Annotated in this window: 14 protein-coding genes and 1 rRNA gene; all 15 read right to left on the bottom strand. The window is 64.9% G+C overall.

Annotated elements, in window-relative coordinates:
- Positions 1-9 precede the first annotated feature (9 nt).
- A complete protein-coding gene (gene scpB / locus CH262_RS10045) occupies positions 10-693 on the bottom strand; it encodes an SMC-Scp complex subunit ScpB (protein WP_057474926.1) in 684 nt (227 codons plus the stop codon).
- Positions 690-1,526: a segregation and condensation protein A gene (locus CH262_RS10050; RefSeq protein ID WP_032384282.1), complete on the bottom strand. Its 837-nt coding sequence runs from the start codon at positions 1,524-1,526 to the stop codon at positions 690-692. Before CH262_RS10050 ends, scpB begins: the two co-directional genes overlap by 4 nt.
- On the bottom strand, positions 1,523-2,542 hold the full coding sequence (locus CH262_RS10055; protein ID WP_236253792.1) for a ParA family protein: 1,020 nt from the start codon (positions 2,540-2,542) through the stop codon (positions 1,523-1,525). The genes CH262_RS10050 and CH262_RS10055 overlap by 4 nt, the downstream gene beginning before the upstream one ends.
- 110 nt (positions 2,543-2,652) lie before the next feature.
- The gene (gene xerD, locus CH262_RS10060; RefSeq protein WP_094694574.1) at positions 2,653-3,567 is read right to left on the bottom strand and encodes a site-specific tyrosine recombinase XerD; all 915 of its coding nucleotides are present in this window, start codon (positions 3,565-3,567) and stop codon (positions 2,653-2,655) included.
- A 5-nt stretch (positions 3,568-3,572) separates the two neighbouring features.
- Positions 3,573-4,208, bottom strand: a complete 636-nt coding sequence (locus CH262_RS10065; RefSeq protein WP_032366114.1) for an NUDIX domain-containing protein — start codon at positions 4,206-4,208, stop codon at positions 3,573-3,575.
- On the bottom strand, positions 4,205-5,938 hold the full coding sequence (locus CH262_RS10070; RefSeq protein WP_027497215.1) for a CTP synthase: 1,734 nt from the start codon (positions 5,936-5,938) through the stop codon (positions 4,205-4,207). Before CH262_RS10070 ends, CH262_RS10065 begins: the two co-directional genes overlap by 4 nt.
- A 155-nt stretch (positions 5,939-6,093) precedes the next feature.
- Complete coding sequence (locus CH262_RS10075; protein WP_094717522.1) at positions 6,094-7,041, bottom strand: copper transporter; 948 nt, start codon at positions 7,039-7,041, stop codon at positions 6,094-6,096.
- Positions 7,038-8,222, bottom strand: coding sequence for a putative cytokinetic ring protein SteA (steA, locus tag CH262_RS10080; protein ID WP_032366203.1), 1,185 nt, complete (start codon positions 8,220-8,222; stop codon positions 7,038-7,040). The genes CH262_RS10075 and steA overlap by 4 nt, the downstream gene beginning before the upstream one ends.
- 84 nt (positions 8,223-8,306) lie before the next feature.
- Positions 8,307-10,076 carry a DNA repair protein RecN gene (gene recN / locus CH262_RS10085; protein WP_167327388.1) on the bottom strand — a complete coding sequence of 590 codons (1,770 nt, stop codon included), beginning with the start codon at positions 10,074-10,076 and terminating at the stop codon, positions 8,307-8,309.
- Positions 10,077-10,078: 2 nt separating this feature from the next.
- The gene (locus CH262_RS10090) at positions 10,079-11,044 is read right to left on the bottom strand and encodes an NAD kinase (protein WP_094717523.1); all 966 of its coding nucleotides are present in this window, start codon (positions 11,042-11,044) and stop codon (positions 10,079-10,081) included.
- Complete coding sequence (locus tag CH262_RS10095; protein WP_032385011.1) at positions 11,041-11,868, bottom strand: TlyA family RNA methyltransferase; 828 nt, start codon at positions 11,866-11,868, stop codon at positions 11,041-11,043. Before CH262_RS10095 ends, CH262_RS10090 begins: the two co-directional genes overlap by 4 nt.
- Before the next feature lies 1 nt (position 11,869).
- Positions 11,870-12,112 carry a hypothetical protein gene (locus tag CH262_RS10100; RefSeq protein ID WP_032408217.1) on the bottom strand — a complete coding sequence of 81 codons (243 nt, stop codon included), beginning with the start codon at positions 12,110-12,112 and terminating at the stop codon, positions 11,870-11,872.
- 64 nt (positions 12,113-12,176) lie between these two features.
- Positions 12,177-13,166 carry an HAD-IIA family hydrolase gene (locus tag CH262_RS10105; protein ID WP_094717524.1) on the bottom strand — a complete coding sequence of 330 codons (990 nt, stop codon included), beginning with the start codon at positions 13,164-13,166 and terminating at the stop codon, positions 12,177-12,179.
- Positions 13,163-14,044, bottom strand: coding sequence for a tetratricopeptide repeat protein (locus CH262_RS10110; protein ID WP_072692095.1), 882 nt, complete (start codon positions 14,042-14,044; stop codon positions 13,163-13,165). The genes CH262_RS10105 and CH262_RS10110 overlap by 4 nt, the downstream gene beginning before the upstream one ends.
- A 74-nt stretch (positions 14,045-14,118) precedes the next feature.
- Positions 14,119-14,215: ribosomal RNA gene (gene rrf, locus CH262_RS10115) — 5S ribosomal RNA — on the bottom strand; the annotation flags it as partial.

Here is a 14,215-nt window from a genome sequence, read left to right on the forward strand (position 1 = left end):
TCTTACCTATCAGTCGTCCGAGTCGAGCTCGGCTGCCGGATCGGGTTTCGATCCGCGGTTCTTGGTGGAGCGGGTCGTTCTGGGGTCGGTGTCCATGCTGTCACTGATCTCGTCGATCAGGTCCACTCCCGGCAACAGCGGTGCCAGTTCGGGTAGATCACCGAGCGATGCGAGCCCGAGCCGTTCGAGGAACAGCTCGGTGGTGCAGTACATCGTGCCGTTCGTCTCCGGGTCCGTTCCTGCTTCGGAGATCAGTCCACGGGCGAGCAACGTACGCATCACTCCATCGACATTGACTCCACGTACGGCGCTGACTCGTGCGCGGGTCAACGGTTGACGATAGGCGATCACGGCCAGGGTTTCCAATGCTGCACGTGTGAGCTTGGACCGAGCGCCGTCGAGAAGCAGCCGTTCGACGTACGGCGCATAGGCGGTTCGGGTGTAGAAACGCCACCCGTCGCCGGCGTAGCGGAGGTCGATTCCGCTGCGGCGTTCTGTCAGTTCCGCGGCCATCCGGTTCAGTGCGGCACGTACGCGGGCCACCGAAGATCCGACGGCCGATGCCAGTTGTTCGTCGGAGGCGGGAGTATCGACGATGAGCAGAACCGCCTCGAGTGCCGACGCGAGCGTGTTGTCGTCGAGTTCGCCTGACTCGTCGACATCCTCGAGCTCGAGTTCCGGGTCGGCATTCATGCGTAGTCCTCTTCCGTGACCACGATGGGTCCTTCGTCCTTGCCGGTCCAGCTCACTCGAAGATCGCCGAGTGGTTCGGGTTGCTCGAAGGCGATCACTTGTTGCCGGAACAGTTCCAGCAACGCGAGGAAGCGCGCGATTATTTCGACCTGCACTTCGCAGTCCTGCACCAGCTCCGAGAACGATGCCCACTCGTTGAGTCCCCGGCCCTGCAGGTTCTCGAGCAACCACTCTGCCTGCTCGGGGATCGAGACCGCATGCTGATGAATGTGGTCGAGGCCCACTTGCGGGATCGGCTTGGGCCGAAACGCTGCGGCTGCGATGTCTGCGAACCTGGCTGGATCGACCCCCAGCAACACCTCGGGAATCAGATCGGCGAATCGATCTTCCACCGACACCGAGCGCGGATAACGCCGCAGCGCAGCGGCTTCCAGCTCACCGAACAGCAGCGCGACTTGCTTGTAGGCGCGGTACTGCAGCAACCGGGCGAACAGGAGATCGCGCACCTCGAGCAACGCGAGATCCTCGGCGTCCTCCACATCACCCGACGGCAGCAGACGAGCCGCCTTCAGATCGAGCAACGTCGCCGCGACGACGAGGAACTCCGTTGTCTGATCGAGTCCGACATCGGCACCGAGCGATTTGGTGAACGAGATGAAATCGTCGGTGACGGTGTGCAGCGCCACCTCGGTGACATCCATGCGGTGCTGACTGATCAGCGACAGCAGCAGATCGAACGGGCCCTCGAAGTTGAGCAACCGAACCCGAAATTTCGACGGATCCGCGTCGGCGGGAACCTCGATCGGGGCCTCGTCGGCAGCGTCGACCGTCACGGACCCGACCGGTAGATCACCTCGCGCGCAAGAGCGCGGTACGCCTGCGCGCCGCCGGATTTGGGAGCCCAGGTGGTGATCGGCTCACCGGCAACGCTGGTCTCGGGGAACCGGACCGTGCGAGTGATCACGGTGTCGTAGACGACGTCGCCGAACACCTCGACCACCCGCGTCATCACCTCGCGCGAGTGCAGCGTGCGGGCGTCGAACATCGTCACAACGATGCCCGCCAGCTTCAGTCGCGGGTTGAGCCGATCGCGCACCTTTTCGACGGTGTCGTTGAGGAGAGCCAGGCCGCGAAGACTGAAGTACTCGCACTCCATCGGAATGAGGACCTCGTCGGCACAGGTCAGCGCATTGACCGTCAACAGGCCGAGCGAGGGCTGGCAGTCGATGAGCACGTAGTCGTAGCGGTCGAGAATGGGGTGCAGTACCCGTCCGAGCGTTTGCTCACGCCCCACCTCGGTGACCAGCTGGATCTCGGCGGCAGAAAGATCGATGTTGCTCGGCATCAGATCGAGATTGTCGACGCGAGTCCGCATGATGATGTCGTCGGCCGACACCTTCGCCTCCACGAGGAGGTTGTAGACCGTCAGATCGAGTTCGTGATGTGCGACGCCCAAGCCCGCGGACAGTGCGCCCTGCGGGTCGAGGTCGACGAGCAGCACGCGACGGCCGTAACCGGCCAGCGAGGCACCGAGATTGATGGTCGACGTCGTCTTGCCGACGCCACCCTTCTGGTTGCACATCGCGATGATCTTGGCCGGGCCGTGACTGGCCAGCGGCTGCGGATCGGGAACCGGCCTCGTCTTGCGACCTGTGGGCCCGAGCTCGTTCGGAGCAGGAATGATGTCGCGTGTCTCCCGACTGGATTCCGGTTGACGTGTGTGGAAAAGAGCGCCATCGCTGTGCGGATGAGACGAATGCGTTTCGCCGGTATCGGGGGTGGCGGCGGGCTGCACGCCCCACGACGGTTCCGAGGCTGACTCCGCCGCTGGCGGCTGCGGTGTCGACACGTTCCAGCGCTCCCCTGTCCCGTTCGTCTTCGAGTAGTTCACGCAAACGCTACCGCTTGACGCGACGGCATTGTCATCGGACACGCTGACACACGATTGCCGACCGCGTGCTAGCGCGCTCGCGGGTGCGCACCCGCCCACACTTCACGCAACGTCGTGACGGTGACGAGGGTGTAGATCTGCGTCGTGGTCACCGACGCGTGGCCCAGCAATTCCTGCACGACACGGACGTCGGCACCGCCGTCGAGCAGGTGCGTCGCAAACGAGTGCCGGAGCACGTGCGGCGAAACCCCGGCGGTGATTCCGGCCCGCTGCGCGGAGTCCTGCAGCACTTGCCAGGCGCTCTGCCGCGACAGTCGACCACCGCGCACATTGAGAAACAGCGCCGGATTCGAGCGGGCGACGAGCCCTGGCCGTCCGCGCACCAGGTATGCGTCGACCGCCTCGATGGCCGGCCTCCCCACCGGGACGACTCGATGTTTCCCGCCCTTACCGCGCAGGAGCACCGAGCGAGCCTCGGTGTCGATGTCGTCCACATCCAGACCGACGGCCTCGGAGATGCGCGCGCCGGTGGAGTACAGCAGTTCGAGCAGTGCCCGATCTCGCAGACCACGCGGCGCATCGGGACCGGCAATGGACGCCGATTCCAGCAGCGCCACGACCTGGTCGACGGGCAGCGACTTCGGTAGTCGTTTGGCCGGCTGCGGCGGCTTCACCTCGCTCGCGACGTTGCGGTCCACCATTCCCTCGGCCAGGGCAAAGCGGTGCAGACCACGCACGGCGATCAGCGTCCGGGCCGCCGAACTGGCTGCGAGAGCCGGGAATTCGTCGTCGCCACGCCGGAGGTACAGCACGAACTCGGTGATGTCGTTCTCGGTCACCTTCGCCAGATCGGAAATTCCGTACCCGCTGAGGAACCGCTCGTACCGCACCAGATCGCGACGGTACGACGACACAGTGTTCGGTGCCGACCCGCGCTCGACCACCAGATGATCGAGATACGTCGCAATCTGATCGCCGATCACGGTGGCTACTTTCGTGAACTCTTCCGAGACTCGAATGCCGTGGGTCGATCCGCCCACGGGGCGTCGGCCGGACGCAACTCGGTGCCCGTGGCACGAGCTGCCGCCAACGCGAGCACTCCCGACACGGCCGAGGCGTTGACGATCTCCCCTGCCAACGCACGACGCACGGCCTCGTCCATCGGCACGAAGGACAGCTCGATGTCTGCCTCCTCGTCGTGTGCCTCCGGGCGATCGACCTCACTCAGATCCTCGGCGAGGAAAATGCGTACCGCTTCGTCGGTGAATCCGGGCGAGGCCAACACGTCCACCAACACCGACCACTTCCCGGCCGCGAGACCGGTCTCCTCGGCCAGTTCGCGCTGCGCCGCCAGCACGGGCTCCTCCCCCGGCTCGTCGAGCAGGCCCGCGGGCAGCTCCCAGAGACGACGCCCGATGGGGTGCCGGTACTGCTCGATCATCGCCACGCGGTCCTGATCGTCGACGGCAAGAATGCCGACTGCGCCGTGATGCTCGATCACTTCTCGCTCGGCGCGACGCCCGTTCGGCATCGCCACCTGATCGAGCCGCAGCGCGAGGATTGCGCCGGAGTACGGAACCTCCGAACCGAGCGTCGTGAATTCGTGTCTGGAGTTCTCGCTCATCCGACGGTCTCGGCCTCGGCGTCCGACTTCTCAGCCGCAGCGGTGTCACCGTGAATGTCGACCGGCAGCCGCTCGGCAGCCTTGTACTTCAACGCCGCGTTGATCAGCGATGCGAACAGCGGATGCGGACGGGTCGGCCGGCTCTTGAGCTCGGGATGCGCCTGGGTAGCAACGAAGAACGGGTGCACCGATGCCGGCAACTCCACGAACTCGACCAGATGACCGTCCGGCGACGTACCGCTGAAGACCAAGCCGCTCTTGGCAATTCGATCACGGTAGACATTGTTGACCTCGTAACGGTGACGATGCCGCTCCGAGACGTTCTCGGTGCCGTACGACGCCGCGACGACCGAACCCTTCTGCAGCGTCGCCGGGTAGGCACCGAGACGCATGGTGCCACCGAGGTCTGCATCGCCGGCGACGGCGTCCTCCTGGTCGGCCATCGTGGAGATCACCGGATCCTTGGTGTCCGGATCGAACTCGGCCGAATTGGCATCGGTCAGGCCGACCGAACGAGCCGCCTCGATGACGACGCACTGCAAACCGAGGCACAACCCCAATAGTGGAATCTTGCGGGTACGAGCGAACTCGATGGCACCGAGCTTGCCCTCGATACCGCGAATGCCGAATCCGCCGGGAATGAGCACGGCATCGACATCACCCAACGCAGCCTGAGCCCCCGCAGGCGTCGAGCACTCGTCGGACGGAACCCACTTGATCTCGACCTTGGCGCGATGAGCGAATCCACCGGCACGCAGCGCCTCGGTGACCGAGAGGTAGGCGTCGGGCAGGTCGACGTACTTGCCGACGAGGCCGACGCGCACGGTTTCGCGGGGCTGGTGGACGCGCTCGAGCAGTCCGCCCCAGATGGTCCAGTCGACGTCACGGAACGGCAGACCGAGCTGCCGGACGACGTAGGCGTCGAGGCCTTCCTTGTGCAGCACCTTGGGGATGTCGTAGATCGACGGGGCGTCGGGTGTGGAGATGCAGCCGTCGACGTCGACGTCGCACATCAGCGCAATCTTGTTCTTGAGCCCGGGCGGCACGTCGCGATCGCACCGCAGGATCAACGCGTCGGGCTGAATGCCGATGCTGCGCAGTGCTGCGACGGAGTGCTGAGTGGGCTTGGTCTTGAGTTCACCGGACGGTGCCAGGAACGGAACCAGCGACACGTGGAGGAAGAACACGTTGTTGCGGCCGACGTCGTGACGGACCTGCCGCGCCGCTTCGAGGAACGGCTGCGATTCGATATCGCCCACGGTGCCGCCGATTTCGGTGATGACGACGTCCGGCTGATGGCCCTGAAGATCCGGACCGTTCATGGCCAGGATGCGACGCTTGATCTCGTCGGTGATGTGCGGAATGACCTGAACGGTGTCGCCGAGGTACTCGCCGCGACGCTCCTTGGCGATGACCGTCGAATAGACCTGGCCGGTGGTCACATTGGCGAATCCGGACAGATCACGGTCGAGGAAGCGCTCGTAATGGCCGACGTCGAGGTCCGTCTCCGAGCCGTCCTCGGTGACGAAGACTTCACCGTGTTGGAACGGATTCATCGTGCCGGGATCGACGTTCAGATACGGATCGAGCTTCTGCATGGTCACACGCAAGCCGCGTGCGGTCAGTAGCTGGCCGAGGCTGGACGCCGTCAGACCTTTTCCGAGCGAAGACGCGACGCCTCCGCTGACGAAGATGTGCTTGGTGTCGGAACGCGACTGAAGGCGTGACAATGAGGCTCCCGTGACGAGTCTGCAGGGCTTGCTCCTATCAGGGGGCTGATAAGAGAGGTAAAGCGTGGAAATTGGGCCTGCTACCCACGGGACTTCACGGTAACACCAGTACGTACCTCACCGCCAACGACACGCGTATTCGACGCGAGCGCCGATCAACTCACCGGCGCACCCACGGTGACGGCGTTCGCGTTCGCTCCGGTGCCGTAACGGCCCGACGCACCGTCCAGTTGCTCCGCCAGGGCGAGAACTGTGGTGATTCGACCTGCTTCGCGATCGACGTTGTCCACCGTGCTGAGCGCAGACGACAACGCCGAGTCGGCTCGTACTACTGCGATCGAGCCGTTGCCCTCGGCCGCACCGGAACGACCTGCCAGTACCGCACCTGCTCCACGTGAATCGAGAGCTCCGGCGAAGCGAGCGACGATGGCACCGCGGTTGCCGTCCTCGACATCCGAGGCACCCGAACCGGTGACCACCACGGCCAACTGCGCCGGTGCGACCGCACCGTTGTCGTAAGCGATGAATCCGCCGCTGCGCAACGTCTCGAGAGCGAGAGACAGCTCCTCGGGGGTCGATTGCGGCTGCGCCGTCTGCGCATTGAGCAGCAACACCGAACCCAGCAGGTCGCCCGCCAGACTTCCTTGGTCGACCGCCCCGGTCCGCAACTGCACCCCGGCCGGAATGACATTGGTCAGTCGGGTGCGCAGATCGTCGCCGTTCGCCGCGGACACGAACGAATCCGTGAGCGATACCCGACCCGTGACCGTGGCCCCGGACGCTCCGATCGACCGCGTGACGCCGTCGACATCGCCGGGATCTGCGTTGGGTGTGGTGATGACCACGACACTGCGATCGACGAGGGTGTCCCGAAGTACTCGACCCGAGACCGCCGCATCGAAACCGTCGGCCGAGTTCAGCTGCTCGCCGAGCTGGTTGTTGGTCGACTGCAAATCGTCGACCTGATTCTCGAGACCCGTCTTGTCGTCTCGAAGACCCGAAACCAGTCCGCTGGACAGCAGACCCGAGCCGAGGACGATACCGATGGCCAGCGCAACGAACACTGCGGCCAACGAAATGGCGTGTTGGCGAAGCGAAATCACGAAAGCAACCCCTGGAACCACAGTGCGAATCGGTTCCACAGATCGATCGCCCAATCCAAGGACTCGCCGCCGATGTTGGAGACTGCCAACGCCACGATCACCGCAACGAGCGCAGCGAGAATGAGCAGGGCAATTGCACCGCCCGACACGCGGCTTCGGTACAGCGTGGCCACCGCCTTGGCGTCGACCAGCTTGGCACCGACCTTCAGACGCGTCATGAACGCGGCCGGGTTGGTGTTGCGTCGTCCGCGATCGAAGAATTCGTCCAGGCTGGCCGGGCTACCGACCGACACGATCAGCGACGCACCGTGGTGGTCGGCCAACAGCAGTGCGAGGTCCGCAGCAGCACCGGTCGCCGGGAAGGTCATGGCACCGATGCCGAGATCCTGGATGCGTTCGAGACCTTGCGCGTGTCCGTCCGAATCGGCCGGAAGTACCACTTCTGCACCACATTTGAGTGTCTGCGCCGTGACGTCCTCAGGATCGCCGACGATCAGATCCGGGCGGTGTCCCGCTTTCATCGCTGTGTCCGCGCCCGCACCGACGCCGATGATGACGGGCGAGTACTCCTTGATGAACGGCTTCAGATTCTTCAGGTCCTCCGCGTGCCCCGGCCCGTCGGCAACGATCACGACGTGACGACCCTTGAGGTCGATGTCGATGTCCGGAACCCCGACGCCGTCGATCAGCAACGGACTCTCGGTCCGAATGAACTCGATCGTGTTGCCCGAGAACGCTTCCAGATGGTCGACCAGCCCGGTCTTGGCCTCGATCATCTTGTCCGAGATCTCGGCTTCGCTCTGCTCCTCACCCTTGGCGAGGCGGCGATCGCCGGTGTAGACGCCACCGTCGTTGAGCCGGATCTTGGTGCCGTCCTTGATCTTCTTGAAGATCTCGGTGCCGGCCGAGTCGATCAAGGTGATCCCGTTGGCGACGATGACCTCGGGGCCGAGGTTGGGATAGCGGCCGGAGATCGACGGCGACGCGTTGACGACCGCGAGCACCCCGGCCTCGACAAGCGCATCTGCGGTCAACCGGTCCAGATCGAGCTCGTCCAGTACGACGATGTCGCCGGGGCCGACCCGCTTGAGCAGCTTGGCCGTGTTGCGATCGACTCGCGCGATCCCGGTGATTCCGGGCAGCGAATCCTGACTACGTGACAGCAGTGCCGGCATCTTCATGCCCACCATGATGACCCGATCGACACGCCCGGCCATGGAGGCGCGCCGAAACAACTACCACACTGATCACATCAGCACCAAAAGTTACAGGGCAGCTCGATCCGCGTTTGCGGTGGCCAACAGCTCTTCGGCGTGTGCGCGACCGGTCTCGGTGTCGTCGAGCCCAGCGAGCATCCGGGCGAGTTCGACGACGCGTTCCGAGGACGACAGCGTCCGGACTCCGCTGTTCGCCGCCCCCTTCTTGGCGTCGGTCTTGTCCACCACCAGATGCGTGTCCGCAAACGCAGCCACCTGCGGCAGGTGGGTGACGACGATGACCTGATGAGTACGAGCCAACCGACCGAGCCGACGACCGACCTCGACCGCTGCCCTACCACCGACTCCGGCGTCGACCTCGTCGAACACCATCGTCGCGCCCTTGTCGGAACCCGCCAGCACCACCTCGAGCGCCAACATCACCCGCGAGAGCTCACCGCCCGACGCGCTCTTGCTGATCGGCAACGCCTGGGCGCCGTCGTGCGCGGACAACCGGAACTCGACCTCGTCGACCCCGGTACTACCCGCATGCAACTCGGTACCGTCGACGACGATCGGTGCCGTGTCCGACGGTCCGGCCGGCAGCGATCGAACATCTATCTGCAGCTTGGCTTTTCCCATCGCCAGTCCGGCCAGCTCGACGCTGACGGCTTTGGACAGCTTCGTCGCCGCTTTCGACCGGGCAGCGCTCAGCTTGGACGCGGCCGCCGCGACGTCGACAGCAGCCGACTCGACACGCGCACTCAGCTCCGCGAGCGCGTCGGCAGAGGTATCGATGCGAGACAGACGTTCCCGAGCGTCCTCGGCCCACGCGATGACACCGTCGACGTCGGCGGCGTACTTGCGCGTCAAAGACTTCAGCTCGGCCTGCCGGTTCAGGATCGTGTCGAGAGCTCCTGGATCCGACGGGAGATCCGACAGATACGAGGTCAGGTCGGCACCGATGTCGCCGACGACGGCCATCGCGTCGTTCAACCGGGGCAGCAGTTCTGTGAGAGCAGCATCGTCGGCGTGTTCGAGACGCGATCGTGCCTCGCCCAACAGATACAGCGCAGACGTGGTGTCCGACGCTTCCTCGGTACTCCCGACGAGAGCCGCGGCGGCACCCTCGGCGGTTTCTCGCAGCGAATCGAGGTCGCCGAGCCTGCGCACATCCTCGGCCACGGAGCGATCCTCACCCGGCTCCGGTGCCAGGGAGTCGATCTCCTGCAGGCCGAACTGCAGCCGGTCCGCTTCCTGAGCCAATTCACGGCTGCGTTCGGTGCGGTCGATCAATTCGTTGCGTGCATCGAGCCACGTCTTGCGGGCGGCGCGATACTTCGCCACCAGAGAGGCCACCGAATCACCGGCGAATCTGTCGAGTGCACCGAGTTGCTGATCGGGGCGCAGCAGCCGCAACTGATCGTTCTGACCGTGCACTGTCAGCAGCGAATCGGTGAAGTTCGACAGCACCGACGCGGGGACGCTTCGTCCACCCAGGTGCGCACGCGAGCGGCCGTCCGAATTGACCGTTCGCACGGCAATGATCGAATTGTCTTCGTCGCGTTGACCTCCCGAGGATTCGAGCACCTTCTCGACGTCCTCGATCACCTGTTCCGAGGCGGTGTCGGTGCTGAATCGCCCCTCGACCACGGCCCTTTGGGCACCGAGCCGCACCCGACCTGCATCGGCGCGTGCACCCGACAGCAGATGCAAGCTGGTGACCACCATCGTCTTGCCGGCCCCGGTCTCGCCGGTGAGAACCGTCAACCCCTCGTGAAATTGTGCGCTCGCACCGGAGATGACTCCGAGGCTGTCGATCCGAATCTCTTCGAGCATCCCTACCTCGCTCTCCCCCGCCACCCGGTCACGGGCAGTTCGAATTTATTGACCATGCGATCGGCGAACGGTGCCGAATCCAGGCGAACCCACTTGATGGGCGATGCTCCCCGTACGACCTCGACGCGTGCTCCCGCCGGCAACCCCAACGTGCGGCGGCCGTCGCAGAACACGAAACCATCGTGTCCGCCGGCATCGATCTCGACGGCGATGATCGACTCGGGGCTGGTGACGAGCGGACGCGCGAAGAGAGCATGGGCGTTGCTCGGAATGACCAGTATGGCTTCGAGTTCCGGCCACACCACCGGCCCGCCTGCAGAGAACGCATACGCCGTCGACCCCGTGGGTGTCGACACGAGCACTCCGTCGCAGCCGAACGCGGAGACCGGACGCCCGTCCACTTCGAGAACGACCTCGAGGACCCCGAGCCTGGAACCGTTCTCGATGCTCGCCTCGTTCAGGGCCCACCCACGCTCGACGACCTGGTCGCCTACACGGATGGCAATGTCCAACGTCATCCGCTGTTCGATGCGATAGTCGCCGGCCATGACCCGCGCCAGCGCGTCCTCGAGATGGTCGGCCTCCGCCTCGGCGAGAAACCCCACGTGGCCGAGGTTGATACCGAGAACCGGGATGTCGGCCGCCTGCGCGAGCTCGGCCGCTCGCAGGAACGTTCCGTCACCACCGAGAACCAGAACCATCTCGCACCCGGCGGCCGCATCGGGACCGAACTCGACGACGTTGAGCCTCATGTCCGCCACGAACACATGGTCGTGTTCCTCGGTGTCCGATGCCTCGATCTTGGACGGTTCCACTTCGTCGACGAGAACCCGCAGACAGATACCCGCTTCGTCGAACACTTTGCCCACTCGACGCGCGGTCTCGGCGATGTCCGGCCGGCCGGGGTGTGCGACGAGAAGAATCTCCCGAACGGACTCCTGTGTCGGTGCTGCATGGGACGGAGTCACTGTGGTCCTTCCTCGATCGCGTGACGGACCAACTCGGTGACGTCCACGTCGGTACGCGGCGAACCGTCACCTGCGCCCGCCTTCAGCCACAAAAAGTACTCGACGTTGCCCGAAGGTCCCGGCAGTGGGCTTGCGGCGACCGCCTCGACTCGCAGGTTCGACGCAAGCGCGGCATTCGCGACGTCCTCGACGGCCTCCGCCCGCAACGCCGGGTCTCGCACGACGCCGCCGGAACCGACGCGGTCCTTGCCGACCTCGAATTGAGGCTTGACCATCAACACCATGTCCGTACCCGACGTGGAGCACGCGACGAAAGCGGGAAGAACGAGCTTCAGAGAGATGAACGACAGGTCTGCCACGATGACGTCGACAGGGCCCCCGATCGTGTCGGCATCTATAGAACGCACATTGGTGCGATCGATGACGTGCACGCGTTCGTCGGATTGCAGCCGCCACACGAGCTGGCCGTAACCCACGTCGACCGCAACGACCTCACGCACACCGCGACTGAGCAGAACGTCGGTGAAACCTCCCGTGGAGGCACCGGCGTCGAGACACCGCGCGTTGTCGACGGTCAGACCCAGTGGCTCGAACGCGTCGAGGGCACCGAGCAGTTTGTGCGCGCCGCGAGACGCCCAGCTGATTTCGTTGTCTTCCTCGGCCACCAACAGCGGAGTGCCCGGCTCGACGGCGGTAGCGGGCTTCGAAGCCACGGTTCCGGCAATCTTCACCCGGCCTGCTTCGATGAGTTCTGAGGCGTGTTCACGAGATCTGGCCAATCCACGACGGACCAGTTCTGCGTCGACACGTGCGCGACGGGCCACGTCAGGTCTTGTCGACGGTCGTCAAGGCCCGAACCAGCACTTCATGGGCCCGGTCCAGCACACTCGCATCACGCGCCAGGGCGTCCGAATCGACGGCCTCCGAGTCGAGGTCTGCCTCCGACCCGATGGTGAGCTGCGCGAGCAGCGACGACACCTCGGCCCTGATGCTGTCCGGATCTGCGGACGACTGTTCGCCGACCGCGTTCGGCCGGTGTTGTCCTGGGAGTGGAATCGACGCGCTCATCACCTCTCACGCTATCGGATGGGTCCGACGAACGCCCGCTCGCGGCCGACTGCACGAACCCGTGTCAACAACCCAACAACGAGCGCAGATCGGCGAGTCCATCCCCGTCGAAGCGAACATCCGAGAATTCCGAACCCGACCACGCAACATCGAGGACGGCGAGCAAACCTTCGAAGGCATCCATCTCGGCAGCACCCTCGAACCGCACGGACAGGACCTCGTCGTCGATGCCGACCGTCCAGCCATCCTTACCAGCGACCTCGGACGCCGACTCGTCCTTGTTCAGAACCCCGAGATCACTACCGATGTGAGTGGGACGCAGGTGCTTCGGAGCACGAAGCAACTCTGCAGCGGTACTGACACCCGTCAGGACCAACAGCGACGGGAGGGCAGCTTCGTTCGCGCCTGCTATATCGGTATCGAGCCGGTCCCCGACCACGAGCGCCGACTTGGCACCACTTCGCTCGACGGCGTCACGCATGATGGGAGCCGCGGGCTTGCCTGCAACGATGGGCTCGACGTCGGTGGCATTGCGCACTGCTGCCACCATCGAACCGTTGCCGAGAACGAGGCCGCGCTCGGTCGGAAGAGTCGCATCGACGTTGGTCGCGACCCACAGCGCGCCCGCACGCACAGCCAGCACCGCCTCGGCCAACATGGGCCACCCTGTATCGACCGAATGTCCCTGAACCACCGCAACCGGCTGGTCGTCGGCAGAGCGCACCGGCGTCAATCCGACCTTCTCGATCTCGGTCGCCAAGGCGTCGGTACCGACGACGAGGACGCGTGAACCGGGATCGAGTCTGTCCGCGAGTACTCGGGCTGCTGCTTCGGAACTGGTGACGACAAATTCCGCTGTGGTGTCGAAACCGAGTTCACGGAGGTGTTCGGCGACATCGCTCGGTGCGCGACTGGCATTGTTGGTGACGAAGTACTGCTTCTCGGAACCACCCGAAAGCGCCTCCACTGCACCCGGAATGGGTTCCTTGCCGGCGTAGACGGTGCCGTCGAGGTCGAGCAGCAGAACGTCGTGGGCGTCGCGCAGTAATGTCACCGACTGCCCCCGGACAACTCCTCGACCCGCTCTTCTGCGTCGGTTTCTCCATCGACATCCGCCGCGGCAGCGTTGAGGAACCACTTCACACCTTCGTCGACGCGACCGGCAGCAACGAGCGCATCGGCGTAGACGTAGAACAGACGAGCCGCAGCCGTACCCGACCGGGACGCGTCGAGATCGGGAGTCTGGAGGGTGACGACGGCCTGGTCGTACTGATTGAGATCCATACGAGCGCCGGCGACGACGATCCGAAGTTCCGACGCCTCTTCACCGGTCAGTTCCCGCGCTTCGTCGCTGCGACCGAGTTCGATGGCCCGCTCGGGGCGCCCGAGTCCGCGTTCGCAGTCGGCCATGACCGCGATGAGGCCGGGGCCGCCGGCCATTCGACGTGCCGCCCGCAGTTCCGACAGAGCCTCCGCCCATTCACCCGCGTGATACGCCGCGATACCGGCTGTCTCACGTACGACGGCAATGCGGCCGGCCCGCTGACGAGCAGCGCGCGCGTGCAGCAGCGCCAACTGCGGATCGTCGTCGAGCAGGCGGCTGGTCATCACGAGGTGACGGGCCACAGCAGTGGCATTGTTCTTGTCCAAGCTCAGCAGATCCCGGCGCACTGCCGGCTCGAGCTGGCCGGCTTCGACCTCGTCGGGCAGATCCGGCTCGTCTGGCCGCGGGGCTCGACGGTCGGACGATGCACTGTTCCCGCGGCGATCGCCGGAGAACCCACCTTCCCCACCACGCCTGCGGGGAGGACCGTCCGAACGACGCGGGTCGGCGCGACGGTCCTGAGCGCGGGGGTTGCGATCTCGGGACTCGTTGGGGCGATTGCCACCGTCTGCTCGGGAGGGGCGACGATCGTTGTTGTCTTCCGACACGGGCGTCCTTTCGGATTTTCGGGTACAAACGCAAAAAGGGGACCCACCAAGTGGGTCCCCTTCTTACAACGGGTGTTCGGCGGTGTCCTACTCTCCCACACCCTGTCGAGTGCAGTACCATCGGCGCTGGAGGGCTTAGCTTCCGGGTTCGGAATGGGACCGGGCGTTTCC

The sequence above is a fragment of the Rhodococcus sp. 05-2255-1e genome, assembly GCF_002259025.1.
Lineage (GTDB): Bacteria > Actinomycetota > Actinomycetes > Mycobacteriales > Mycobacteriaceae > Rhodococcoides > Rhodococcoides fascians.